Source organism: Flavobacterium johnsoniae UW101 (assembly GCF_000016645.1).
GTDB classification, from domain to species: Bacteria; Bacteroidota; Bacteroidia; order Flavobacteriales; family Flavobacteriaceae; genus Flavobacterium; species Flavobacterium johnsoniae.
The window spans coordinates 1,187,426-1,214,118 of record NC_009441.1; the positions used below are offsets into that span (position 1 = coordinate 1,187,426).

28 protein-coding genes are annotated in these 26,693 nt (G+C 32.4%); 24 read left to right on the plus strand and 4 right to left on the minus strand.

Going from position 1 to position 26,693, the window contains the following annotated elements; translation table 11 throughout:
- Positions 1–81 precede the first annotated feature (81 nt).
- Positions 82–1,011, plus strand: a complete 930-nt coding sequence (locus tag FJOH_RS05440; protein WP_012023129.1) for a DUF6427 family protein — start codon at positions 82–84, stop codon at positions 1,009–1,011.
- Here the strand turns inward: FJOH_RS05440 and upp are convergent.
- A complete protein-coding gene (upp, locus tag FJOH_RS05445) occupies positions 1,006–1,659 on the minus strand; it encodes a uracil phosphoribosyltransferase (protein ID WP_012023130.1) in 654 nt (217 codons plus the stop codon). The two genes, FJOH_RS05440 and upp, sit on opposite strands and share 6 nt — an antisense overlap.
- A 111-nt stretch (positions 1,660–1,770) precedes the next feature.
- Between upp and FJOH_RS05450 the strand changes: the two genes are divergently transcribed.
- Both FJOH_RS05450 and FJOH_RS05455 read left to right on the plus strand, forming a co-directional pair.
- The gene (locus FJOH_RS05450) at positions 1,771–2,376 is read left to right on the plus strand and encodes a DUF4254 domain-containing protein (protein WP_012023131.1); all 606 of its coding nucleotides are present in this window, start codon (positions 1,771–1,773) and stop codon (positions 2,374–2,376) included.
- Between the two features lie 43 nt (positions 2,377–2,419).
- Positions 2,420–3,427 (plus strand): glycosyltransferase family 9 protein, encoded by a 1,008-nt coding sequence (locus tag FJOH_RS05455; protein ID WP_012023132.1) that lies wholly within the window; start codon positions 2,420–2,422, stop codon positions 3,425–3,427.
- Positions 3,428–3,620: 193 nt separating this feature from the next.
- Here FJOH_RS05455 and FJOH_RS05460 read toward each other — a convergent pair whose 3' ends face one another.
- Positions 3,621–4,055 (minus strand): hypothetical protein, encoded by a 435-nt coding sequence (locus FJOH_RS05460; RefSeq protein WP_012023133.1) that lies wholly within the window; start codon positions 4,053–4,055, stop codon positions 3,621–3,623.
- 276 nt (positions 4,056–4,331) lie between these two features.
- Positions 4,332–5,384 (minus strand): ferredoxin--NADP reductase, encoded by a 1,053-nt coding sequence (locus FJOH_RS05465; RefSeq protein ID WP_012023134.1) that lies wholly within the window; start codon positions 5,382–5,384, stop codon positions 4,332–4,334.
- A 128-nt stretch (positions 5,385–5,512) separates the two neighbouring features.
- Here FJOH_RS05465 and FJOH_RS05470 point away from each other — a divergent pair, with 128 nt between their 5' ends.
- The 19 genes from FJOH_RS05470 (at position 5,513) to FJOH_RS05560 (ending at position 24,334) form a co-directional block, all read left to right on the plus strand.
- On the plus strand, positions 5,513–6,973 hold the full coding sequence (locus tag FJOH_RS05470) for a DUF5687 family protein (RefSeq protein WP_012023135.1): 1,461 nt from the start codon (positions 5,513–5,515) through the stop codon (positions 6,971–6,973).
- Positions 6,974–7,013: 40 nt separating this feature from the next.
- A complete protein-coding gene (locus FJOH_RS05475) occupies positions 7,014–7,709 on the plus strand; it encodes an ABC transporter ATP-binding protein (RefSeq protein ID WP_012023136.1) in 696 nt (231 codons plus the stop codon).
- An 87-nt stretch (positions 7,710–7,796) separates the two neighbouring features.
- Positions 7,797–10,409, plus strand: a complete 2,613-nt coding sequence (gene porW / locus FJOH_RS05480) for a type IX secretion system periplasmic lipoprotein PorW/SprE (protein WP_012023137.1) — start codon at positions 7,797–7,799, stop codon at positions 10,407–10,409.
- Positions 10,410–10,413: 4 nt separating this feature from the next.
- On the plus strand, positions 10,414–10,809 hold the full coding sequence (locus tag FJOH_RS05485; RefSeq protein WP_012023138.1) for a bactofilin family protein: 396 nt from the start codon (positions 10,414–10,416) through the stop codon (positions 10,807–10,809).
- Complete coding sequence (locus FJOH_RS05490) at positions 10,790–11,017, plus strand: AtpZ/AtpI family protein (RefSeq protein WP_012023139.1); 228 nt, start codon at positions 10,790–10,792, stop codon at positions 11,015–11,017. The genes FJOH_RS05485 and FJOH_RS05490 overlap by 20 nt, the downstream gene beginning before the upstream one ends.
- A gap of 49 nt (positions 11,018–11,066) precedes the next feature.
- The gene (locus FJOH_RS05495) at positions 11,067–11,459 is read left to right on the plus strand and encodes a hypothetical protein (protein ID WP_012023140.1); all 393 of its coding nucleotides are present in this window, start codon (positions 11,067–11,069) and stop codon (positions 11,457–11,459) included.
- A gap of 118 nt (positions 11,460–11,577) precedes the next feature.
- Positions 11,578–12,753, plus strand: coding sequence for a F0F1 ATP synthase subunit A (gene atpB, locus FJOH_RS05500; protein WP_012023141.1), 1,176 nt, complete (start codon positions 11,578–11,580; stop codon positions 12,751–12,753).
- A 33-nt stretch (positions 12,754–12,786) separates the two neighbouring features.
- Complete coding sequence (gene atpE, locus FJOH_RS05505; protein WP_008465835.1) at positions 12,787–12,984, plus strand: ATP synthase F0 subunit C; 198 nt, start codon at positions 12,787–12,789, stop codon at positions 12,982–12,984.
- Between the two features lie 89 nt (positions 12,985–13,073).
- Entirely contained in the window at positions 13,074–13,574 is a 501-nt protein-coding gene (locus FJOH_RS05510; protein ID WP_012023142.1) for a F0F1 ATP synthase subunit B, read from the plus strand.
- 4 nt (positions 13,575–13,578) lie between these two features.
- Positions 13,579–14,112 (plus strand): ATP synthase F1 subunit delta, encoded by a 534-nt coding sequence (gene atpH / locus FJOH_RS05515; RefSeq protein WP_012023143.1) that lies wholly within the window; start codon positions 13,579–13,581, stop codon positions 14,110–14,112.
- Positions 14,113–14,149: 37 nt separating this feature from the next.
- Positions 14,150–15,727 (plus strand): F0F1 ATP synthase subunit alpha, encoded by a 1,578-nt coding sequence (gene atpA / locus FJOH_RS05520; protein ID WP_012023144.1) that lies wholly within the window; start codon positions 14,150–14,152, stop codon positions 15,725–15,727.
- Positions 15,728–15,810: 83 nt separating this feature from the next.
- Positions 15,811–16,671, plus strand: coding sequence for an ATP synthase F1 subunit gamma (gene atpG, locus FJOH_RS05525; RefSeq protein ID WP_012023145.1), 861 nt, complete (start codon positions 15,811–15,813; stop codon positions 16,669–16,671).
- Between the two features lie 591 nt (positions 16,672–17,262).
- Positions 17,263–17,709 (plus strand): GNAT family N-acetyltransferase, encoded by a 447-nt coding sequence (locus FJOH_RS05530; protein ID WP_012023146.1) that lies wholly within the window; start codon positions 17,263–17,265, stop codon positions 17,707–17,709.
- 94 nt (positions 17,710–17,803) lie between these two features.
- The gene (locus FJOH_RS05535; RefSeq protein WP_044047533.1) at positions 17,804–19,264 is read left to right on the plus strand and encodes a lipopolysaccharide biosynthesis protein; all 1,461 of its coding nucleotides are present in this window, start codon (positions 17,804–17,806) and stop codon (positions 19,262–19,264) included.
- A 28-nt stretch (positions 19,265–19,292) separates the two neighbouring features.
- Positions 19,293–19,727, plus strand: coding sequence for a dUTP diphosphatase (dut, locus tag FJOH_RS05540; protein ID WP_012023148.1), 435 nt, complete (start codon positions 19,293–19,295; stop codon positions 19,725–19,727).
- 131 nt (positions 19,728–19,858) lie between these two features.
- Positions 19,859–20,875: a sugar phosphate nucleotidyltransferase gene (locus FJOH_RS05545; protein ID WP_012023149.1), complete on the plus strand. Its 1,017-nt coding sequence runs from the start codon at positions 19,859–19,861 to the stop codon at positions 20,873–20,875.
- A gap of 39 nt (positions 20,876–20,914) precedes the next feature.
- Complete coding sequence (locus tag FJOH_RS05550) at positions 20,915–22,264, plus strand: tetratricopeptide repeat protein (protein ID WP_012023150.1); 1,350 nt, start codon at positions 20,915–20,917, stop codon at positions 22,262–22,264.
- Between the two features lie 12 nt (positions 22,265–22,276).
- Positions 22,277–23,056 carry a DUF4292 domain-containing protein gene (locus FJOH_RS05555; protein WP_012023151.1) on the plus strand — a complete coding sequence of 260 codons (780 nt, stop codon included), beginning with the start codon at positions 22,277–22,279 and terminating at the stop codon, positions 23,054–23,056.
- Positions 23,057–23,080: 24 nt separating this feature from the next.
- Positions 23,081–24,334, plus strand: a complete 1,254-nt coding sequence (locus tag FJOH_RS05560; protein ID WP_012023152.1) for a murein hydrolase activator EnvC family protein — start codon at positions 23,081–23,083, stop codon at positions 24,332–24,334.
- A 30-nt stretch (positions 24,335–24,364) separates the two neighbouring features.
- On the opposite strand, the gene FJOH_RS05565 is transcribed toward FJOH_RS05560, so the two are convergent.
- The gene (locus tag FJOH_RS05565) at positions 24,365–24,784 is read right to left on the minus strand and encodes a CBS domain-containing protein (protein WP_012023153.1); all 420 of its coding nucleotides are present in this window, start codon (positions 24,782–24,784) and stop codon (positions 24,365–24,367) included.
- Positions 24,785–24,956: 172 nt separating this feature from the next.
- On the opposite strand from FJOH_RS05565, the gene rbfA reads away from it, so the two are divergent.
- Together rbfA and FJOH_RS05575 are read left to right on the plus strand one after the other, a co-directional pair.
- Positions 24,957–25,349, plus strand: coding sequence for a 30S ribosome-binding factor RbfA (rbfA, locus tag FJOH_RS05570; RefSeq protein WP_012023154.1), 393 nt, complete (start codon positions 24,957–24,959; stop codon positions 25,347–25,349).
- A gap of 1 nt (position 25,350) precedes the next feature.
- Positions 25,351–26,550, plus strand: coding sequence for an ABC transporter permease (locus FJOH_RS05575; RefSeq protein ID WP_044047534.1), 1,200 nt, complete (start codon positions 25,351–25,353; stop codon positions 26,548–26,550).
- Positions 26,551–26,693: the final 143 nt, after the last annotated feature.

Consider the following 26,693-nt stretch of genomic DNA (forward strand, 5'->3'; position numbering starts at 1 on the left):
AAGAAGAATCTTTCTTCAACTTGTTGGTTTCCTTTTTAAACAAGTATTATATTTACAATCACAAAAGTATAAAATATCCTTATGATAACAAGTGTTTTTAAAAAATCTACGCCATTAAATTATTCCTTGGTTGTAATTTTGATACTGGTTTTCTTCTTTATGTTTCAAATTCGAGAAACAACTTGGATAAATTCTTATTTTACGATATTTCAAAAAATAAGTTTATTGTGCTTTATTTTTGCTTCTTTTTTTATGGTAAATTTTATCGTAAAGAAGAATGGGCTTAGTAAAGACAATGGTTACGCAATATTTTTCTATTTATTATTTCTATTATTTTTTCCAACAGTATTTAATAATCCAAATGTAGTTTATGCCAACTTTTTTATTTTATTGGCATTACGAAGATTGATTTCACTGCAGTCTTTAAAAGCATCAAAAGAAAAAATATTTGATGCTTCATTCTGGATTTTTGTAGCTTCTTTATTTCAATTTTGGAGTGTTCTCTTTTTAATACTGGTTTTTATATCCATTATTTTTCACGTTTCAAGAGATTATAGAAACTGGGTTTTGCCATTTATTGCACTCTTAGCAGTATCAATAATCTTTTTCATGATTTCATTAATGTTCAATATCGACGCTGCGAAATTCTTTCAGGAACGTGCAGTAATCGATTTTAGAATAGATTATTTTAAAGATAATTACGAAAACGGAGCACTTTCAATATATGCGGCAGTAGTTGTATTTTTTGTATTTTCAATGCTGACTACCTTGTCAAACAGACCGCAAATTGTACATACTTCTTATAAAAAAGTAGTAGCCTGTTTTTTTATTGCTGTTCTTGTTTACATCATTTCGCCAGATAAAAGCAATGACTTATTATTGTTTAGTATTGCACCATTAGCCATGATGGCAGCCAGTCATGTTGAATATATGCAGCAAAAACTCAATAACGAAATTGTATTTTATGTGCTGATTTTGTGCAGCTTATTTACTTTTTTCTCTCAGTTATAATTTACTTCCGTAAGCAAGATCGCCGGCATCGCCAAGACCAGGAACAATGTAGTTTTTCTCGTTAAGTTTTTCGTCTAATGATGCCACCCACAAATGACAATTTTCAGGAAGATTTTCCTCAAGATGTGCTATTCCTTCTGGAGCAGCAATAACTACAACAATGTGAAATTCTGCAGGTGCAGCGTTTTCAATTAATTTTTTGTGAACCGCCACTATAGATTGTCCTGTTGCCAGCATTGGATCCAGAAGCAAAACGGTTTTGTTATTTAAATTTGAAATAGCCTGATATTCAACTAAAATTTCGAATTCATCATCACCATTTGGATGATATCTGCAGGCAGAAACAAAACTGTTTTCGGCATGATCGAAATAATTTAAAAATCCGTTATGAAGCGGCAATCCGGCTCTTAAAATTGGACATAAAACCAAATCAGTATCTATTTCAGTAGTTTTTTTAATGCCAAGCGGCGTTTGAATTTCAACCTCTTTGTAAGGTAAAATTTTGCTTAATTCATAAGCCATAATTTCGCCAATGCGTTCAATATTTCTTCTAAAACGCATGCTGTCGTTCTGCACATTTACATTTCTAATTTGTCCCAGAAAATGATTTAGAACACTATTGTTTTCAGATATATAATGAATTTTCATGATGATTTTTTAATTTATTAACGAACTATTGTATGAAAACAAAAAATAATTTCTTTTTTTCGCAGCATAAAAGTATAAAAAGTATCTTTGTATCTATAAAAAAATAAAGACATGTTTTCAAAATTAGCATATTCAGTTTTCGAACAAAGCATCAAAGATTATCACCAGTTTGATAATGTTGATCAGCCAATTAACAATCCATATCCAAAAGATAAATTTGAACATTTATTATATCTAAAAAACTGGATTGATACTGTACAATGGCATTTTGAAGATATCATTCGTGATCCGCAGATTGATCCTGTAGCAGCTTTGACTTTAAAAAGAAGAATCGATGCTTCAAATCAGGAGCGTACAGATATGGTTGAATATATCGACAGTTACTTTTTGCAAAAATACAGTGATGTACAAGCAAAAGACGGAGCAAAAATTAACTCTGAAAGTCCTGCCTGGGCATTTGACAGATTATCAATTTTAGCATTGAAAATTTATCACATGAACGAAGAAGCTACTCGTGCAGAAGCAACTCAGGAACACAGAGATAAATGTCAGGAAAAATTAAATGTACTTTTAGAACAAAGAACAGATTTATCTACAGCAATCGAAGAATTATTGACAGATATTGAAAACGGCGATAAATTCATGAAAGTGTACAAACAAATGAAAATGTACAACGACGACGAATTGAACCCGGTTTTATATCAAAATAAAAAATAATTTGGCAGAGTTGTCGAACAACAAGATTAAACATATAGCCGTCATGAGACTATCCGCAATGGGAGATGTCGCCATGACGGTTCCTGTTTTACGTGCTTTTGTAAAACAATATCCAACGGTAAAACTAACCGTTATTTCGCGTCCGTTTTTCAAACCTTTTTTTGAAGGAATTCCAAATCTTGAGTTTTTTGCTTTTGATGAAAAAGAAAAACATAAAGGTTTTCCTGGTCTTCTACGCTTATATAAAGACATAAAAAAACTAAAAGTTGATGCTTTTGCAGATCTTCATAATGTTTTAAGATCTAAGGTTGTGAGTTTGCTTTTCGCTTTAAGCGGAAAAAAAAGAGCCACTGTTGACAAAGGACGCGAAGGAAAAAAAGAATTGACAAGAGTTGAAAACAAGATTTTCAAGCAATTGCCAACCATGTTCCAAAGACATGCAAAAGTTTTTGAAGAACTTGGTTTTCCTCTAAACTTATCGAATCCGCAATTTCCTGAAAAAGCAGTTTTAAACTCTGATATTCTAGACATTATCGGAAATGAAAATCAAAAACTTATCGGAATTGCGCCTTTTGCACAATATAATTCTAAAGTTTATCCTTTAGATTTAATGAAAGAAGTAATTGCAAAATTAGCTGAAAATTCATCGTACAAAATTTTACTTTTTGGAGGCGGAAAGAAAGAAATCGAAATACTGGATTCACTTTCAGAACCGTATAAAAATGTAATTAATATGGCTGGAAAAATTAAGTTTCAGCAGGAATTACAATTAATAAGCAATCTTGATGTGATGCTTTCTATGGATTCTGGAAATGCTCACATTGCAGCAATGCTGGGTGTAAAAGTCGTTACGCTTTGGGGCGCTACACATCCATACGCAGGATTCTTACCTTTTAACCAAAGTTTAGAAAACGCTTTAACTTCAGACCGAAATCAATATCCAAAACTGCCAACATCAGTTTATGGTAATAAAATTGTTGAAGGTTATGAGGATGCGATGAGGACAATTTTACCGCAAAAGGTTGTTGACAAAGTTGTAGAGCAGCTTTAATGAAAGACTAAAAAGAGTTTTTTTGTAAGCTTCGGAGAAGCAAAATATTTATAGCAAAGAATGGTATTCACAAAGTAAAAGCTCCGGCGGAGCGACATATTATATAAAACATGTCGCTCCGCTGGAGCTTTTTTCTTTTATTGTGATTCTATAAATATTTTACCCCGTTGGGCAATTGCTATAAAATAATATTTTAAGCAATATTCTTGTTCAAATCGTATTTTTCATTAGAATCGAGGAAAGAATATCCTATTGTTTTTCTTCTTTTTTTGTTTACTATGATAGAGACAAAGTTATTTTTATCTTCGGTTGACAATAGAATATGTTCGAATTTTTGTGATGAATCTCTGTAAACTTTATAAATTAAGTCTTGATCTTTAATTTTTTTAGATAAAATTTTAGCCGATTTAAGTCTGCTTACATAAGGCCAGATATTAAAAACATTCGAATCTGTTTTTTTTACTTCTACCATTTTTTCGGTCATAGTTGAATTGTATTTATCTCTTTTGAGCAACTTGGGACCTTTTTTGTTTTTCATTTTTATAATAACTGCCAGAACGCATAGCGAAGCAGTTACAACCAGCATAATAAAGAGATATAAATGAAAGTGGTGTACGTGAGCTGTCATGATATTTAATGTTTAAATGTTTGACAAATTTGATTTAGCCCAACAAAATCGGCATAAAAGATATGGAGATTATGATTGCGGTAATTTCCCTCTAATATAATAAAAATTCCGCAATATTTTGGCTTAAATTTGGTTTTATTGCAACCTTAAGCTATATGAAGGAAAATTTTCATATCGTGACAAGATTGTGAATATAGAATAAAAAAAATCCAAATTCCAATTTAGTCTGGAATTTGGATTTTCATCCCGAAATTTGGGGATTGAAATTTTCAAATATTATACGTCGTCATAATCAACATAAATAGTTTCTGATGTTGGATGTGCCTGACAAGTTAAGATTAATCCTTCGGCAATTTCGCTGTCTGTTAAAATAGAATTCTTTGTCATTTCAGCAGAACCTGCAGTTACACGTCCTAAACAACTGCTGCAAATTCCGCCTTGGCAAGAATAAGGAGCATCAACACCTTGCTTTAAAGCGGCATCAAGAATGGTTTGTTTTTTAGACATTTCAAAAGTAGTTTCTTCATCGTCAACCAAAACGGTAATTTTTGTATGCCCTTCCTGAGAACCTTGAATTACGTTTTCTTCAGAAGACGAGGTGAAAAGTTCAAACTTAATAGCAGAATCTTTTACATTTTTCTCTTTCAAAACATTAGAAACGGTATTAATCATTTCTTCTGGTCCGCAAAGGAAAAATTTATCAAATTGAAGCTCTTTGTGTTTGTTATTTAAAACAAAATTTACTGCTGATTTTTCAATTCTTCCAAACAAAGCATTTTCAGCTTTTGCCTGACTGTAAACATAATGTACAAAAAAACGTCCAACATATTGTAACTGTAAATCATGAAGTTCCTGATGAAAAATTGTATCTTCAGGAGTTTTATTTCCATACACCAATACGAATGAACTTTTTGGTTCATTTTTTAAAACCGATTTCAAAATAGATAAAACAGGCGTGATTCCGCTACCTGCAGCAAATGCCACATAATTTTTTTGTCTTTCAGCATCTGGTTCAAAAGTAAATTTTCCTTCTGGCTGGCCTACTTCAAGAACATCACCGGCTTTTAATCTAGTGTTGGCAAACTGAGAAAAAAGTCCGTTTTTTACCGCCTTAACTGCAATTCTCAATTCTCCGCTTTCGGGAGCAGAACAAATAGAATAAGCGCGACGAATTTCTTGATTATCAAGAGTTAATTTTAAGTTTATGTATTGTCCGGCTATAAATTTATAGTCTTGTTTAAGTTGTTCAGGAACATTAAAAAGAACCGAAACAGCATCGGCAGTTTCGCGTTTTACCTCTTTAATTATAAGTTTTAAGAATGAAGGCATGATTTAAATTTTTTGCAAAAGTAGCAAACCATAAGTAATTGACACTTACTAAAATATTTTTTTTAACTTTTTTTGTAACGTTTTCCTACATTTGGTCTCTTACTACAAAAATCCAAACTAAATTAACCATGATTAAAAAGTTTATTTATCTCGAATGGAAAGCCTTTATTAGGTCGGCGTCATTTGGTAAAAACCTGGCAATGAAAATTATAATAGGTTTTTTAATGATATATTTTTCATTAATTTTTGTTGCAATGGGCGTTGGGGCATTTTATATTCTAAAAGACATGAATCTGGAACCATTAGTAACAGTAAACAAATTTTTAATTTATTATTTCCTCTTTGATTTAGTAATAAGGTTATTACTTCAATCGATTCCTGTTCTCAATATCAAACCATTATTGGTTTTACCATTTAAAAAACCAGTAATTGTTCATTTTTCATTAGGAAAAACAGTTTTATCTTTTTTTAACTGGGTTCACGCTTTATTTTTTGTGCCTTTTTCAGTTGTATTAATCTTAGAAGGATACGACGTTATTGGAATCGTTTTTTGGTATTTAGGAGCAATGGCTTTTATTTATATCAATAATTTTTTGAATATTATTTTAAGCAATATTGACAGATTGTTTGTTGTATTTGTGGCTTTAATTTTGGCTTTGGCAGGGGCACAGTATTATCAATTGTTTGATATTACAACATTTACGACTCCGTTTTTTCAGAATTTTTATAATATAGAAGGCCTGTTTTTAATTCCTGTTTTAGTTTTAGCAGGCTTATATGTTTTTACTTTTAAATATTTTAAAAATAACTTATTTCTGGACGCTGGACTATCTGTAAAACATGATGTTGCAACTACAGAAAATCTTTCATGGCTCAATCAGTTTGGAACTTTGGGCACTTTTCTAAAAAATGATATTAAACTGATAAAAAGAAACAAAAGATCAAAAACAACAATTGTAATGAGTGTGATCTTTTTGTTTTATGGATTGATTTTTTTTGGTAATACACACCAGCCGCCAGCTATGCAGATTTTTGCAGGAATATTTGTTTCGGGAGGATTTCTATTTGTCTTTGGACAATTTGTACCAAGCTGGGACAGTTCGTATTATCAATTAATGATGACACAAAATATTCCGTATCGAGGTTACATTACATCAAAATGGTGGCTTATTGTTATTGCAACTTTTATTTCGACTATACTGGCTTCTTTTTACCTCCTTTATGGATGGGAAGTATATTTAACAATTGTAGTTGGGGCAATTTATAATATTGGAGTAAATTCTCATTTAGTGCTTTTGGGCGGTGCATTTACTAAAACGCCAATAGATTTAAGTATTGCCGGCGGTGCTTTTACAGATAAAAAAGTGTTTAATGTAAGTGCCATTCTTTTATCACTGCCAAAAATATTTTTACCATTATTACTGTATTGGCTTGGATTACATTATGCAGATAAAACAGTGGCACTAAGTTTGGTTGCGGGCGCTGGTATTTTGGGTTTTATATTTAAAGAAAAAGTTTTTTCATTAATCGAAAAAAGATATAAAATTGAAAAATACAGTACAATAAGTGCTTATAAACAAAAGAGTTAATTAGATAATTAATCTAAAATAAAAAATCTACAACTATACCATGATACAAGTAAATCAACTATCAAAAAAATATAACGGAACTACAGTTTTGAATATTAACAATCTTGAAATCCCAAAAGGACAAAGTTTTGGATTAGTGGGAAATAACGGAGCAGGAAAAACCACTTTTTTTAGTCTGCTGTTAGACCTTATTCAACCAACTACAGGATACGTAAAAAGCAATGATATTCAGGTAAATACAAGTGAAAACTGGAAATCTTTTACAGGTTCATTTTTAGATGAAAGTTTCTTGATAGGATACTTAACACCAGAGGAATATTTTTATTTTATTGGAGATCTTCGCCATCAAAACAAAGCCGATATTGATGCATTACTGGCTAAGCACGAAGAATTTTTTAACGGAGAAATTTTAAACAACAAAAAATACCTTCGCGATTTATCTAAAGGAAATCAGAAAAAAGTGGGCATAATTGCGACCTTAATTGGTAACCCTGAAGTTGTAATTTTAGACGAACCTTTTGCCAATTTAGACCCAACAACAGTAAGCCGTTTAAAGAAAATTATTAATGAATTAGCTGATGATCCAAATGTTACTGTTTTGGTTTCAAGCCACGATTTACAACACACGGTCGAAGTTTGTGATCGAATTGTTGCACTCAACAAAGGCGAAATTGTAAAGGATATTCAAACATCAAAAGAAACCTTACAAGAACTCGAATCGTTTTTTGCGGTTTAAGTTTCTATATTACAAAAAGAAGCGTATTTTTACCCGTCTTTATACTAAAAATACTTTTTAGAAGTTAATGCTTTAAAATCAGTTCTATTGAAAAAGAATACTCTTAAATATAGTTTTTTTCTCATCTTTTTTCTCTTTTTGATAGCATGTTCTACCAAGAATAACACTTTTGTGAACAGAAACTCCCATGCATTGAGTACAAAATACAACATTTTGTATAATGGAGGTCTTGGACTTGAGAAAGGACTGCAGGCTATTAAGGCTAATGATCAGGACAATTTCTGGAAAATGCTTCCGATAGAAAAAATGCAGTTTGATGAAAATTTTTCTGAAGGAGAAAAAACAAAAAATCCTGATTTTGAAAAAGCAGAAACAAAGGCCACAAAAGCAATTCAAAAACACTCCATGAATATTGGAGGAAGAGAAAGAAACTACCAGATCGACGAAGCATATTTGATGCTTGGAAAAGCCAGATATTATGATCAGCGTTTTATTCCGGCTTTAGAAGCTTTCAATTATATTCTGTACAAATATCCAAACAGCAGTAACATTTACACAGCAAAAATCTGGCGTGAAAAAACTAATATGCGTTTAGGAAATGATGCCATTGTTGTAAAAAATATTAATCAGTTATTAAAAAAGACTGATTTAAACAAACAGACTTTTTCTGATGCTAATGCTTTATTGGCAGAAGCCTTTTTAAATTTAGAAGAAAGAGACAGCGCTGTTGCCAAACTTAGAATTGCCGAACAATTTTCGAGAATAAATGAAGACCGTGCCAGATATAAATTTATTCTGGGGCAGATGTATCAGGAAGTTGGAAATAAGGACAGTGCGACATATTATTATGACGGCGTAATTCATATGAACCGCAAAGCCGACAGAAAGTACATGATGCATGCTTATGCAAAAAAAGCACAGATGTATGATTATGAAAAAGGCAATGATACTATTTTCTTAAAAACGTATAATAAGCTAGTTGCAGATCGTGAAAACCGACCTTATTATGATGTCCTTTTTTATGAAATGGGAGTCTTTTATGATAAAAAGAAAGACAAAGAAAATGCACTGAAATTTTACAATAAATCTTTGGGCAGAAAATCTAAAGATCCTTATTTAATGGCATCGGCATATCGAAACATTGGAAACATGTATTTTAAGAATACAGATTATACAATGGCTGCCAAATATTATGACAGTACTTTAACAAAACTCAATCCAAAGACCAGAGAATTTGCTTTTATAGAAAAAAATAGAAAAAATCTTGATAACGTAATTAAATACGAAGGTATTGCAAAACGCAATGACAGTATTATCAAAGTTTACGGAATGCCGGATTCTGAAAGAAAAATTTATTTTGAAAGCTACATCGCAGAACTTAAAAAGAAAGATGAAGCCAAACGAATTCTGGAAGAAAAAGAAAAAGAAAAACTGGCGAATGTTGAGCGAAACAACAGTGCTTCAAGTGCACCAACTGCGGTTAATCCAAATTCTTTAGGAAAACCAGCAAACATGGATACAGACGGAATTAGGCCACCTTCAGGAAATGATGCTGTAAGTACTTTTTATTTCTATAACCCAACAACAGTGGCTTACGGAAAATTACAGTTTAAGAAAATGTGGGGTAATCGTACTATAGGCGGTAACTGGAGATTATCTGCAATAAAAGCGGCAAACGATGCGGCAATGCTTAATGATAGTATAAATGAAGCAGAAGCAAACAAACTAAAAGATACAGTTGTAATCGAAAAATACACAACTGCTTTTTACGAAAAACAACTTCCAAAAACACAAATTGCTATTGACAGCATTGGTAAAGAACGCAATTTCGCGTATTATCAGTTAGGTCTTATATATAAGGAGAAATTTAAAGAATATACTTTGGCAAGTGACAAACTGGAACAATTGTTACGAAACAATCCAGAAGAAAAGCTGATCCTGCCATCAATGTATAATTTGTATAAAATTTACCAAATTACAGATCCTGCAAAAGCCGAAAAAATAAAATCAGATATTACAAACAATTATCCTGGTTCAAGATATGCTCAGATTTTAAACAATACCAATACAGATGATATTCCTTCACCGGAAAAAGAATACCAAAAATGGTACAAGCTTTTTCAGGAAGAGAAGTTTGATGTTGTCTTAGATAATATTGACAATCTCATCAATCAATATTCTGGAGATGAAATTGTTTCTAAGTTTGAATTATTAAAAGCAAACACATTAGGAAAAGTAAACGGGTTAGAAGCTTATAAAAAAGGATTGGAGAATGTAGCAGATAATTACCCAAATAGTGATGAAGGTAAAAATGCCAGAGAAATTCTTGAAAAACAAGTTCCAACTTTAGAGAGATTAAATTTTACAACAGAGGATAATAAAAACTGGAAAATTTTATATTTAATTTCTAATAACGATACTAAAACGCTTAAGCAAATTGAAGAAGCTATAAGAGTGTTTTTGTTAGTCGAAAATTTCGAAAGATTAACAACTTCATTTGATAAATACAACAGAACCCAAAGTTTTGTAGCTATTCATGGTTTAAAATCTGAGGCTTATGCCCAAGATGTTGCGGGAGTTTTTAGAGATGATAAAAAATATAAAATTGCACAGCCGGCAATTATTATATCAACTGAAAACTACAAAGTGGTTCAAATTAAGAAAAACCTTGAAGCCTATCTGACCCCAAAAAACCCATAATATAATGTTTGACAAAGTGAAAAAAAACGGAACAGAACTTTTAGGTAAAACAAACCGAATTGTTGAAGGAACCTCTATTGTAGGAGACATAGTCTCAAAAGCAGATTTTAGATTAGACGGCGAATTAATTGGAAATTTTACATCGCAGGGAAAATTAGTTATTGGCGCAACAGGCGTTATAAAAGGAGAAATTATTTGTAACAATGCCGATATTGAAGGAGAATTTCACGGAAAAATTAAAGTTCTGGAAGTTCTTAATATTAAAGCTACAGCAAGAATTCATGGAGAAGTTGCCGTTGGAAAACTTTCCATTGAACCAGGAGCAGAGTTTACAGCAACTTGTACAATGCTTACACATAATAAAGAGGTAATCGTAAAAGATGGAAAAGGATCCGAATAATAATCGAAGAAACAAATGGCTGGCCCTCATAAATATTCCTTTTCAAATGGGGGTCATTATTTTTATTTTCTCTTATTTCGGAACCTGGCTAGACGAAAATCATCCAAGTCCAAAAGTGTATTACAACACTATTTTTGTAATGCTTGGGGTGGGGCTGGCTTTATATAATGTCATTCGGCAGGTTAATGACATCAACAAAACAAAGTAATTAGAAGCTTTAGATAAAAGTTGCATCTTTGCAAAAAAAAATATTTCAAATGCTTTTAAAAAACTACAAACCTGTTTTTCATTTATTTTTATTTACTGCTGCAGTATGCATATTGCATAAAGCAGCTTTCTATTTTTTAGAAATCAAAACAGAAAACTTCCATTATAGTATAGAACTTCTGTATTTAATTTTCTTCGGAACAGCCGTTTTATTATACCTTATATTATTAGTAGTAAAAAAGAAGAATTTTCAAATTGTTGGAATGGTTTTCTTATTTGGAACTTTTACACAAATGCTGTTAGCATATTTAATTCTCCAGCCAATTTTAAAAAGCAATTCTGAAATCGCTGCTGTTGAAAAAGTCAGTTTTTTTATAACATTTATTTTGTTTTTGTTATTTGAGACGCTTTTAACTGTCCGATTATTAAATGAAAAGCGTTAAAATGCGGATTCTTTAAAAGAAGGTTCAAAAATAATTTTTCATATCCTTTTGAATATTAATAAAAAATGTACCTTTGCACCAAATTTTAGAAACGTAAAAAAATAAGATTTTCCACGATATGGTGATTTCAAACAAACCACTCAGATTAATTCTTGCAGCTTTTGTAGCTTCTCTGCCTATTATGAGTTTCGCAAACTCAGAGATTGACTCAACGCATGTACAAAATGAAAGTGCTCATGAAGAGAAAGTAATTTCACATGAAACACATGGTGAAGACGAACACGCAGCTAAAGATCCAAAAGCAAAAGTGGATGCTTTTATTGATCACCACTTACAGGATTCTCATGACTTTGTTTTCTTTTCAGATGAAAAAGAAAATAAACACTATGGGTTTTCGTTACCAGTTATACTTATAGATGGAGGATTGAAAATTTTCTCATCTTCAAAATTACACCACGGAGAAGAAGTGGCAGAAGTTGATGGAAACTATTATAAATTAGTTCACGGTAAAATTTACAAAACAGATGCAGCCGGAACAATCAACTTTGACGAACATGGTCATCCTTCAAACGTAAAACCATTAGATTTTTCGATTACAAAAAATGTTGTATCAATGCTTTTTGTTTCAGTATTATTATTCTTAATGTTTACTGGTTTAGCAAGATCATATAAAAAAGGACCAATCCCAACTGGATTTGGAAGAGTTTTAGAACCGCTTATTATTTTTATCAGAGACGAAATTGCAGTTCCTAATATTGGAGAGAAAAAATACCGTAAATATATGGGTTACCTTTTAACTGTATTTTTCTTTGTTTGGTTGTTAAACTTATTAGGAATGACTCCTCTTGGAATTAACGTTACAGGTAATATTGCTATCACAGTTTGTTTAGCAGCATTTACATTTATCATTACTCAATTTAGTGCAAACAAAGATTATTGGGGACACATCTTCTGGATGCCAGGAGTGCCAGTTCCAATGAAAATCATTTTAGCTCCAATTGAGGTTTTAGGAACACTAACAAAACCATTTGCATTATTAATTCGTTTGTATGCAAACATTACTGCAGGTCACGTAGTAATTATGAGTTTGATTGCTATGATTTTCGTAGGTAAAAATTTAGCAGCAGATTTGCCAATCTCATTAGGATTAACATTGTTTATCTCTGTTATTGAAGTTTTAGTTGCATTTTTACAGGCTTTCATCTTCACGATGTTATCATCATTATTTATTGGTATGGCTGTTCAGGATCATGATCACGCTCACCACCATGAAGACGAAACAGCAATTATTTAATTTAGAAGTTTAATTTTATATATATAAATACTTATGGGAACAATTCCAACTTTAGTAGGTGCAGGTTTAGTAGTAATCGGTGCAGGTTTAGGTTTAGGTAAAATCGGTGGATCTGCTATGGACGCTATTGCTCGTCAACCAGAAGCTGCTGGTAAAATTCAAACTGCGATGATTATTATCGCGGCTTTATTAGAAGGTTTAGCATTCGCTGCTTTAATCTTAGGAAAATAATAAAGAGAGAAATAACAGCATCTTTAACGGTTGGTTAAAGATGTTGTTACTTTTAAAAAAGAAATTAAATATTTTAATATAGTTATAAAATGGATAAGTTAATTAACGATTTTTCATTCGGATTATTCTTCTGGCAGGCTTTAATCTTGGTAATATTAATTTTGCTTTTAGTAAAATTTGCTTGGAAACCAATTATGGAATCTATTACTGCAAGAGAAGAAGGTATTAAAAATGCATTGCTTTCTGCTGAAAACGCAAAGAGAGAAATGGAAAATTTACAAGCTGACAATCAAAGAATTTTGAATGAAGCTCGTGCAGAACGTGACGCGATGTTAAAAGAAGCTCGCGAAATGAAAGAGAAAATGATTGCTGATTCTAAAAACGAAGCACAAGAAGCTGGTCAAAAAATGATTGAGCAGGCAAAAGCGGCTATCGAAAGCGAAAAAAATGCTGCAATGGCAGAATTGAAATCTCAGGTTTCAACTTTATCATTAAGCATCGCTGAAAAATTATTGAAAGAAGAATTATCTAACAAAGAATCTCAAACTAAATTAGTTGAGAAAATGTTAGGTGACGTAAAGTTAAACTAAGATTATGGCAAGTACAAGAGCAGCAATTCGTTATGCAAAAGCAATTCTAGACTTAGCAAACTCTAAAGGTGTTGCCGAAGCTGTCAATAACGATATGAAATCAATTGCATCAGCAATTGAGACTAATACAGAATTGAGTACATTTATTCAAAACCCAACAACTACTGTTGAAGTTAAAGAAAGTGCTCTTTTAGAAGTTTTCGCAGATGTAAATGGAGTAACAAAAGGATTATTTCATTTATTATTTGAAAACAAAAGATTTGAAATTCTAGATGCAATTGCAGTAGAATACAATAAATTATTTGATGAAAGCAATGGCGTTGAAGTAGCAAAAGTTACTACAGCAATTCCTATGGATGCTGCATTAGAAGCTAAAGTTTTAGCTAAAGTTGCAACATTATCAGATAAGAAAATTACAATTGAAAATGTAGTAGATCCTTCAATCATTGGCGGATTTATTTTAAGAATAGGTGATAATCAATACAATGCTTCTGTTGCAAACAGATTACAAGTATTAAAAAGAGAGTTAAGTAATTAGTTTTATAACACAAAAAGTGTCTAAATTATAAATTAAGATGGCGGAAATCAAACCTGCTGAAATTTCAGCAATATTAAGAAAGCAAGTAGAAGGTTTTGAATCTGGTGCTACGCTAGAGGAAGTAGGAACAGTACTTCAAGTTGGAGATGGTATTGCTCGTGTTTACGGGCTATCTAATGTTCAATATGGTGAGTTAGTAGAATTCGATAACGGTATGGAAGGTATCGTATTGAATCTTGAAGAGGATAATGTTGGGGTTGTACTTTTAGGACCATCAACAGGAATTAAAGAAGGATCTACTGCAAAAAGAACTCAGCGTATTGCTTCTCTTAAAGTAGGTGAGCAAATGGTAGGACGTGTAGTTAACACTCTTGGTTTTCCAATTGATGGAAAAGGTCCAATTGGCGGAGACTTATACGAAATGCCATTAGAAAGAAAAGCACCTGGTGTTATCTTCCGTCAGCCGGTAACTGAGCCATTACAAACTGGAGTAAAAGCAGTTGATGCTATGATCCCGGTAGGTCGTGGACAACGTGAGCTTGTAATTGGTGACCGTCAAACAGGTAAATCAACTGTTTGTATCGATACAATCTTAAATCAAAAAGAATTTTACGATGCAGGAAAACCTGTATTCTGTATATATGTTGCAATTGGACAAAAAGCTTCAACTGTAGCAGGAATCGCTAAAATGTTAGAAGAAAAAGGAGCAATGGCTTATACAGTTATCGTTGCTGCTAATGCTTCTGATCCAGCTCCAATGCAAGTTTATGCTCCATTCGCTGGTGCTGCAATTGGAGAATACTTTAGAGATTCAGGTCGTCCAGCACTTATCGTGTATGATGATTTATCTAAACAAGCTGTTGCTTACCGTGAGGTTTCTCTTTTATTAAGAAGACCACCGGGACGTGAGGCTTACCCTGGAGACGTTTTCTACTTACACTCTCGTTTATTAGAGCGTGCTTGTAAAGTAATTGCTGATGATGGTATCGCTAAAAACATGAACGATTTACCAGAGTCTATTAAGCCTATCGTAAAAGGTGGTGGTTCTTTAACTGCTTTACCAATTATCGAAACTCAGGCTGGTGACGTTTCTGCATATATCCCAACAAACGTAATTTCGATTACAGATGGTCAGATTTTCCTTGATGGAGATTTGTTCAACTCAGGGGTTCGTCCTGCAATTAACGTAGGTATCTCTGTATCTCGTGTTGGAGGTAATGCTCAAATTAAATCAATGAAAAAAGTTTCTGGAACTTTAAAATTAGACCAGGCTCAATTCCGTGAATTAGAAGCTTTCGCTAAATTTGGTTCTGACTTAGATTCTGTTACTTTAAACGTAATTGAAAAAGGAAAAAGAAACGTTGAGATCTTGAAACAAGGTTTAAATGATCCTTATACAGTTGAAAACCAAGTAGCTATTATTTATGCTGGTTCTAAAAACTTATTAAGAAACGTTCCTGTAGAAAAAGTAAAAGAATTTGAAGCTGATTTCTTAGCATACTTAAACAGTAAACATAAAGATACGCTTAACGCGTTGAAAGCTGGTAAATTAGATGACAGCATTACAGATGTTATCGAAAAAGCAGCAAAAGAAATCTCAGCAAAATATAACTAATTTTAGTTGACGGTTGTTGGTTGATTGTTTTTGGAATTTTCCATTACTATCAACCAACAACTAACAACCAACAACGATAGTACATGGCAAATTTAAAGGAAATCCGTAATAGAATTACTTCCGTTTCATCGACGATGCAGATTACATCTGCGATGAAAATGGTTTCTGCTGCAAAGCTGAAGAAAGCACAAGATGCAATCACTGCGATGCGCCCTTATGCCGAGAAATTAACGGAGTTGCTGCAAAATCTTTCTGCTACACTTGAAGGTGAAGTAGGAGGGGCTTACACAACACAACGTGAAGTAAAAAAAGTATTGCTTGTAGCTATAACTTCAAACAGAGGTTTATGTGGTGCATTCAATTCAAATGTTATTAAAGAGATTAAAAATCGTACAGATTTTTATGCAGGAAAACAAGTTGACGTTTTTGCTATTGGTAAAAAAGGAAATGATGTTTTAAGCAAAACTCATAAAGTTCACGGTCACCACAATGCAATTTTCGATCATTTAACTTTCGAAAATGTTGCTGGAATTGCAGATAATTTGACAGAGAAATTCTTGTCTGGAGAATATGACAAAATCGAATTAATCTACAATCAGTTTAAAAATGCTGCAACGCAGATTGTTCAAACAGAGCAGTTTTTGCCATTAGCACCGCTTAAATCTGAGGTATCAGCTTCTGCAGGAGATTATATTTTTGAACCTTCAAAAGAAGAAATTGTTTTGACTTTAATTCCTAAGTCTTTAAAAACACAATTATACAAAGGTATTCGCGATTCATTTGCTTCAGAGCACGGAGCACGTATGACAGCTATGCACAAAGCAACTGACAACGCAACAGAATTAAGAAACCAATTGAAATTAACATACAACAAAGCACGTCAGGCTGCAATTACAAACGAAATCTTAGAGATCGTAGGTGGAGCAGAAGCTTTGAATGGATAATTAATTCATTGATATATAAAAAAATAGCCGGTAAATATTTACCGGCTATTTTTTTTGGAAGTTTTTTTCTTTTTTAAGAATATCTATAAACAAGAAAGTTTATAAAATGGTGATTCTCAATTTACCCAAAATTGAGAATCAATACCATTTTATAAAATTATTGACACAGATTTTATCACTCTGTTGCTTTGTCTTTCATGGGAACAAACTAGCTTTATCAATCCCAATGCTCTGTTTTTTTAAGGGTTACATTTCAGCAGAATCAATCCCTGTGCTTTGTCTTTTATGGGAACAAACTAGCTTTATTAGTCCCAATGCTCTGTTTTTATTAGGGTTACAATACAGCAGAATCAATCCCTTATGCTTTGTCTTTTATGGGAACAAACAAGCTTTATTAGTCCCAGTGCTTCCTTTTTTATAAGGGTTGTATCTAGCTTTCTCAATCCCTGTGAAACAAATTTAAGAAAACACTGTTAAAAAAAAGTTACATAATTTTCTGCCGTAATTTATATATTTCACATGTTAGTGTCTTGTTAATTATATAAATAGCATAAAAAAAGTTATGTATTTTTGGTATATATTTCTATTACAATGACTTTACAAACTCGCGAACTCACTACGATTGACGAAATGCTGACTCAAATTGATACCATCAGATTTCTATATCCAAAAATAACTTTAGAAAAATACAAGTCCTTTCTTTCAGATATGCTGCCGCATAATTATACACAAATAGCAGTTTTTGAAAATGATGTCTGTTTGGGAATTACAGGATGCTGGTCAGCAACAAAATTATGGACCGGAAAATATCTCGAAATCGATAATTTTGTAGTTCATCCTGAACATCGTTCAAAAGGAATTGGAAAAATATTAACTGATTTTATTGAACAAAAAGCCATTAACTTGGGTTGCAGCAGTATTGTTCTTGATGCTTTTACAGGAAATTTTGGGGCTCATCGTTTTTATTACAATCAGGGCTATGCTCCAAAAGGTTTTCATTTTGTGAAAGTTTTAGACGAAAATAAATTAACTCAATAAAATTCTTAGTAAGTTTTTTTATTGAACCTTTAAAAGCACTAATAAAACCAAAGAATTGGTTATTTTTGTTTTCCGAACTTTATTACTAATTATTTTGGGATTATATAAAAATCTATTCAAACAAACTGCGATTTATGGGCTGGCAACCGTTTTACCACGAATGCTTAGTTTTTTATTGGTCAGATTATATACAGGTATTTTGCCTACCGCCGAATATGGCGAAGTTTCGATTGTATTGTCCTGGATGGTTTTCTTTAACGTAGTTCTTTCTTACGGAATGGAAACGGCATTTTTTAGATTTTACAGTGCCGAAGAAGACAAGAAAAATGTTATTGCAACATCTACAATATCCATATTTTGGTCATCAATCGGGTTCTTGTTTGCAGCCTTAATTTTTAGAAATACCCTCGCAAATTGGGCCGAAGTCGATGCACAGTATATTACCTATTCAGTTTGGATTTTGGTTTTAGATGCATTGGTTTTAGTACCGTTTTCTAAACTAAGAGCCAACCAGCGCCCAATGGTTTATGCAGCAATTAAAATTGGAAACGTAGTCATTAATTTATTACTGAATATTTTCTTTTTAATGTATCTGCCAAAATTAGCAGCTGCAAATCCTAATTCAGTTTGGGATAATTTATATGTAGAAAATTTCCAGATCGCTTATATTTTCATTGCAAACCTTTTAGCGAGTTTAGCCACTTTCATTGTTCTTTCTCCAAATTATCTTTCGCTTGGACGAAAATTTGATCCTGTACTTTGGAAAAAAATGATGAAATACGGACTGCCAATTTTAGTAGCCGGACTTGCATTTGCAGTTAACGAACATTTCGATAAAATCTTATTAGGATATTTATTGCCCGAAAATTTGGCAAAATCTGAAGTTGGAGCCTATTCTGCCTGTTATAAACTAGGTTTATTTATGGTTTTATTTGCAACCGCATTTAGATTAGGAATTGAACCTTTCTTTTTCAGCCATGCCAAAAACGAAAAAGCACCACAGACTTATGCCGTAATTACAAAATACTTTGTAATTTTTGGATCATTGATTTTATTGGGAGTTATCGTTTTTGCCGATGTTTTAAAATTCCTTCTTCTGGATAATAAATCATATTGGGAAGCAATGAAAGTAGTGCCATTAATTATTTTGGCAAACTTCTTTTTAGGAATTTACAATAACCTTTCTGTTTGGTATAAACTAACAGATAAAACAAAAATTGGAGCCTACATTTCAATTGTTGGTGCTATTATAACATTAGTTTTAAATTACTTTTTAATTCCAAAATACAGCTATTACGGTTCTGCGATTGCAACAATTTCTGCTTACGGAAGTATGATGTTGATATCCTATATTTTAGGAAATAAGTATTATCCAATACCTTATGATATGAATAAAATTGGAGCTTATTTAGGAATTTCAATTTTATTTTCGGCTATTTCCTTTTACGGATTTAGAGAAAATTATTTCGTTGGAATTCCGTTATTATTAGCCTTTATGTACTTTGTGTACCACAACGAAAAAGACACGATCAAAGGAATTATGAACAGAAAGTAAAGATGCTTTTTTAATCTTTTATAATAAAATGAAAATACAAATTATCAATAAATCACGACACGATTTACCAAATTACGAAACAATAGCTTCTGCAGGAATGGATCTGCGTGCCAATATTATAGAACCAATTACGTTAAAACCTTTAGAAAGAACAATTGTAAAAACGGGTCTTTTTATTGAATTGCCAATTGGTTACGAAGCTCAGGTAAGACCAAGAAGCGGACTGGCAGCAAAAAAAGGAGTTACCGTTTTAAATTCTCCAGGAACTGTAGATGCTGATTACAGAGGTGAGATAGGTGTGATTTTGGTGAATTTATCAAATGAAGAATTTGTAATCGAAAACGGAGAAAGAATTGCACAGTTAATTATTGCCAAACACGAAAGAGCAGAGTGGATTGAGGTTGAAGAACTTTCTGAAACTTCAAGAGGAGAAGGCGGATTTGGAAGTACCGGCGTAAAATAATTTTCAGTCGCAGTTTTCAGTTTTTTACAGGAATTACTAAATGTTGTAGAATTCTCTGCGAATTTTAAAATTAAAACTTGAACTAACCAAACAGGAGATTTTTAAATCTTCACACATAAAAATAGAATTACATGAAAATAATCGTCCCAATGGCAGGTCGCGGCTCAAGACTTCGCCCACATACATTAACAGTTCCAAAACCATTAATTCCAGTTGCTGGAAAATCAATCGTTCACCGTTTGGTTGAAGATATTGCCAAAATATTAAAAGAGCCAATCGAAGAAGTGGCTTTTATTCTGGGCGATGAAGCTTTTTTTGGAGCAGATGTAGTAGAAAGTCTTGAAGATTTAGCAAAAGGACTTGGAGCAAAAGCTTCTATATATCGTCAGGATCAGCCTTTAGGAACAGGACACGCTATTATGTGTGCAAAAGATTCTTTATCAGGACCTGCAGTTATCGCTTATGCAGATACTTTAATCAGAGCCGATTTTGAACTTGATCCTTCTGCAGATGCTGTAATCTGGGTAAAACAAGTAGAACAGCCTGAAGCTTTTGGAGTTGTAAAATTAAATCAGAATACTGAAATTATAGAATTGGTTGAAAAACCAAAAGAGTTTGTAAGTGATTTAGCCGTTATTGGAATTTACTATTTTAAAGAAGTCGGCGATTTGAAAAAAGAACTTCAAGGCGTTTTAGACAACAACATTCAAAATGGAGGAGAATACCAAATTAACGACGGAATCAAAGCCATGATGGCAAACGGTAAAGTTTTTAAAACCGGAAGCGTTGACGAATGGATGGACTGTGGAAACAAAGATGTTACAGTAGAAACTAATACAAGAATGTTAGGCTTTTTACATAATGACGGAGAACATTTAGTAGATCAAAATGTGGTATTAGATAATTCTACTATTATTCCACCATGTTTTATTGGAGAAAATGTAGTACTTAAAAACACCACAATCGGGCCTAATGTTTCGATAGGAAATGGATGTCATGTAACAGACAGTACTATTAAAAATAGCTTAATACAAACGTATTCTCAAATAAAAAATGCTAACTTAGATAATGCAATGATTGGAAATCATGTGAGTTATGATGGAAAATTTACCAGTATAAGCATTGGAGATTATTCAGTTTTAGAATAAAAAATAAATTCGTTTTCGTATAAATGAAATCGTAAAAAGATGAAAAAAAGGGTTTTGATAATTTTATTTTTTGCTTTGTTAAGCAATGCAGCTTCGGTTTTTGCACAGACAGAACCAGAAGATATTGCTTTGGCACCAGATGAATATCAAGATGCATTTTATGAATCTTTGAAACAAAAAGGAATCGAAAATTACGATAAAGCTATAGCATCTTTAGAAAAATGTATTAAACTAAAACCTTCAGATGCTGTTGCTTATTTTGAAGTTGGAAAAAATTATCTGGCTTTAAAAGAATATCAAAATGCCCAGACCGCATTTGAAAAAGCAACACAGCTAAATCCAAAAAATAAATGGTACTGGCTGGGGATTTATGATGTAAGTTACGAAACCAAAAATTATCCTCTGGCAATAGAAACCATTCAGAAAATTATTGTTTTTGATGAAGAATATAAAGACGATTTAATATCGCTATATATGATTACAAATCAATACGATAAAGCACTTATCGCGATTAATGAAATGAACGACAAATTCGGAAAATCATCAGATCGCGAAGTATACAAAAGCCAGATTTTATCGCAGGGTAAATATCAAAATGCCGAGATTTCAAATTTAATTGAACAAATTAAAAAAAATCCAAAAGAAGAATCCAATTATGTAAACCTGATTTTTTTGTATTCAAAATCAGATGAAACAGACAAAGCTGTCGATGTAGCAAAACAATTGGCAAAAGAACTTCCAAATTCAGAATGGGGGCAGGTAAGTTTATTTAAAACGTATTTAGATTCGAATCAGGCAGACAAAGCAATTAAGTCGATGAATACAATTTTGTCAAGTTCAAAAATTGATTCAAAAATAAAACATCGAACTTTAAACGAGTTTTTGATTTATGTAAATAAAAATCCGCAGTATGCACCGGATTTAGAAAAAGCCATTTCCTATTTTGATAACGATAAGGATGTTGACGTTGCCAAAGAAATTGGAAAATTTTATCATAGTAAAAACCAATTTGAAAACGCCATTAAATATTATGAAAAAGATTTAATGACCAATTCAGACACAGATCGTGAAACCAATTTGCTTTTGCTTGAAGCATATAGTAAAGCAAAACAATTTGCGCCCATGACAAAAAGAGCCATGACTATGATTGAAGTTTATCCGAGCCAGCCTCAGTTTTATTACTATGCAGGTTTAGGAAGCAATCAGTTACAGCAGTTTAAAAATGCAAAAACCGTTTTAGAAATGGGACTTGATTATGTGGTTGATGATAAAAAATTAGAAGCAGATTTTAATATTCAATTGGGAGAAGCATATAATGGATTAGGAGATGCTAAGAAAAAAGAGGAATACTTTTTGAAGGCAAACGAATTATTAAAACAAAAGAAGTAAGGAGAAATTAAGATGAAAAAATATATTATAATAGTATTAATATCGGTTTTTGTGGTTTCATGTAAATCAAAAGCCGTTGCTGTTCAGAACACTAATACTGCCGAAGTCGTTACAAAAAAAGACAATAAAGCAATAGAGAAACATTACGAAAACAAACTGGATTTTTCAACCTTATACATAAAAGCCAGCGCTAAATATGTTGACGAAAAACAAAGTCAAAACGTTACTGCCGAAATAAGAATCGAGAAAGACAAACAGATTTTAATAAGCGTTAGATTCTTGGGAATTACAATGGCAAAAGCTTTAATAACACCATCAGCAGTAAGTTATTACGAAAAAATAAACAGTACATATTACGAAGGAGATTTTAGCAGTTTAAGCAAATGGCTGGGAACTGAATTAGATTATACAAAAGTTCAAAACTTATTAATTGGTGAAGCTTTTGACGATTTAAGAGAAGGAAAATATACTCAGACTATTGTAGAAAATCTTTTCCGTTTAGAAGATCAAAAAGATGAAAACATTAAAAAAGCATTTTACTTAGATCCTGAAAAATATTTAGTTCAGAAAGAAGAGATTTCGCAGCCATCTGAAAACAGAAAACTAGAAATCAATTATTCTGATATTAAAATATACAATCAAGGAACAATTCCAACGGCTATCGCAATTAATGCTGTACAGCCTAAAGGAACTACCAATATTAATCTGAATTACAATAACATTTCATTTAACGAAGAACTTTCTTTTCCTTATAGCGTACCAAGCGGTTATAAAAAAGTTTTAATTAAGTAAATTTGCAAAAATATAAATAGAAAGATGCCGAAATTTCTCCTAAGCCTAATTTTTGTTTGTGCCACGACTTTTGTCTGGGCGCAGGATTCGCAGCAAGAAAAACTTGAACAGCGCAAGGCGCAGATTCTTCAGGAAATAAAAGACAATGAAAAAATGCTGCAGTCTGTAAGGAAAAAAGAAAAATCAGCGGTAAATGAATATTTAATTCAGGCCAATAAAATCAAGCTTAAAGAAAAGCTGATTAATACAACGGCAAAACAAGAAAAAGTCCTTAGCAATGACATGTATATTAACCAGGTTCAGGTTAATAAACTAAAAAAAGAACTGGCGGTTTTAAAAGAAGATTATGCAAAAATGATTTTGAAATCTTATAAAAGCCGTTCAGAGCAAAGCCGTGCTATGTTTATCTTGTCATCTGAAAGCTTTTTGCAAGCCTACAAAAGAGCACAATATTTAAAACAATATACGAATTTCAGAAAAAACCAAGGTTTGGAAATTCAGGAGAAAACAGCACAATTAGTTGATTTTAATGCCAAGTTAGACGGGCAGAGAAAGGTTAAGAAAAAGATTATTGCTGAAAATGAAAAAGAAAAACAAAGCTTAGAAGTTGAGAAAAAAGAACAGCAAAAGCTGGTTAACTCAATTAAAAAAGATAAAAACAGAATTGCTGCCGATATTAAAGCAAAACAAAGTGAATCTAAAAGAATCGACAGACAAATCGATCGTTTGATTCGTGAAGCCATTGCTGAAGCAAACAGAAAAGCAGCAGCTGAAAAAGCAAAAGAAAATCCCGGATCGACAGCAGCAAAAGCACCAGTTTCATCTTCTAAAATTGCAATGACACCAGAAGATAAAGTTTTGGCTGCCGACTTTAAAGCGAATAGAGGAAGACTGCCTTGGCCGGTAGAAAAAGGATTTATTTCTCTTGGTTATGGAGACCAGCCTCACCCGCTGCATCCTTCAATTACGGTACATAACTCCGGAGTTGAGATCACAACCGAAGATGGTGCCAGTGCAAGAGCAGTATTTGCAGGTGAAGTTTCTAAAGTAATAGTTTTATCTCCGGTTAATAAAGCAGTTGTAATTCAGCATGGAGATTTCTTTACAGTATATCAAAACTTAAGTTCAGTTTCTGTTAGTCAGGGCGATAAAGTTTCGATTAAGCAAAACATTGGAAAAGTAAGAACCAGCGGTGATACAGGAAAAACGATTATCAAGTTTTTGATTCTTCAAAATACAACAAATTCCGATCCTGAAAATTGGTTACAAAACAGATAAAAAAGGGAGCTGAAAAGCTCCCTTTTTTATTTAATCATATTGTTCTAAAAAATATTTAATAACATCAGTAGTCGTTACAATTCCTTTTAGTTCATCATTATCTACAACTGGTAAGGCATGAAATTCTTCTTTCGAAAAAATTTCGGCTAAATCTCGAATAATAGCATCAGAAGAAACAGTTTTTGGTTTTGCCGTCATAACCTGCGGAATTGTCAGCATTTGTAAAATAGCTTCATCGCTTCCTTCCTGACCATCGAATAAAGCGCCAAAAGTAAGACGGTTAATATCAGTCCGGCTTATAATGCCCACTACTTTTTTCCCGTTTACTACAGGAAGGTGCCTGATAGAGTTCGATTTTAGTTTTTCTACTACTTTTGTTAAATCGTCATTTTGATTTACAGTCACCACGGTTTTAGTCATGATGTGACTAATTGGTTCTCTTTTTTTCATAATAGATCAGTTTTATATTTACATCAAATATGTAAAACAATACCTATAAATCATATGATCTTTATCATCGTTTAAATGAAATAAAAAGGAGATATAAAAGATAAATTTTGAGAATAATCCTTTAGTTAATTGAAATTGCGGCGAATGAATTTAAAAATAGTATTTTTGCACTATGGAAACAAATAGACAGAAAAAAATAGGCAGCGTAATTCAGAAAGATCTGGTTGATATTCTGCAAGGTGAAGTGAGAAAAAACGGAGTTAGCAATTTGGTAATTTCAGTATCCAAAGTTAGTGTAACCTCAGATTTATCTGTGGCAACAGTATATTTAAGCATTTTTCCACAAGAAAAAGCAAAAGAAACTTTAGAAGGAATAAAATCAAATACCACTTTAATTAAACATGATTTATCACAGCGAGTTCGTTTGCAATTACGCCGTGTGCCAAATTTAGTTTTCTTTATCGATGACTCTCTGGATTATATCGAGAAAATTGACAATGCATTAGCAGGAAAAGAAAACCCAATAGAAAACCGTGATCTTTTAGACAAAAGAAGAAAATCATAAATTGAATTTCCCATTTTACATAGCCAAACGTTATATTTTTAGCCGAAGTAAAAACAACGCTATTAATATCATTAATTACATTGCCAGCATGGGAATCATTGTTGGGACAATGGCTTTGTTTGTGGTTTTATCTGTTTTTAGCGGATTAAAAGTTTTTAGTCTTTCGTTCACAAACGAGATCGATCCAGATTTAAAAATGACCAGTACGTTAGGAAAATCATTTTTTATTTCGGCTCAGCAGGAACAAGACCTAAAAAAAATAAATGGTGTAGCCTCTTATACTAAAATTATTGAAGAACGTGTTTTGTTTATATTCAAGGATAAACAGCACGTTACCTATTTAAAAGGTGTTGACAGCCTTTATCCTGTTGTAAACGATATTAAAAGAAAACTCTTTAATGGGCAGTGGCTAAAACCAGATTCCTATCAGGTAGTTATTGGCTACGGAATTGCACAGGATTTTTCGATGGGAATTCTCGATTTTGAAAACCCGCTGCAAATCTTCGCTCCAAAACCGGGAAAAGGTGCAATCGAAAATCCCGAAGAAGCTTTTAATAAAACAGATGTTCTGCCAGTTGGAATTTACTCAATAAGCGAAGATTTAGATTCTAAATATGTTTTTGCAGATTTAGGTTTAACACAGGAATTATTGATGTATAAACCCAATCAGATTTCAGGAATCGAATTTCATCTCAAAGAAAATGCAGATGAAAATGCTGTAAAAGCACAGCTTGAAAAGATTTTCAATAATAAAATTACTTTAAAAAACAGGGCACAGTTAAATGAGTCTTTGTACAAAATGCTCAATACCGAAAATATTGCCGTTTATTTAATTTTTACTCTTGTAATTATTGTGGCACTTTTTAACCTGATTGGAGCTTTGATTATGATGATTTTAGATAAAAAAGGAAATCTTAAAACCCTTTTTAATCTTGGAACAGAAATCAACAATCTGCGAAAAATATTCCTGCTTCAGGGAACGCTTCTGAGCATTTTTGGAGGTATTATCGGGTTGGCTTTAGGAATTATTCTAGTGATTCTGCAGCAGCAATATGAGTTAATTATGATCACGCCGACTTTAGCTTATCCTGTAGTTTTTACACTGGAAAATGTTTTGATCGTAATGGCAACCATTGTTTCTCTTGGATTTATTGCTTCGTTAATTGCAAGCAGCCGTGTAAGTAAAAAATTACTGGATTAATTTCTTCTTTAAAAATATTACTTATATTTACCGCCTTGAAAATCTACAGCATATGATTGTTTCTGCCTAATCCTAATTTTATTTTTTAGAATAATTAGGATACTTACGTTTTTACTTTTTTAGTTCAGATTTATACATCTGGA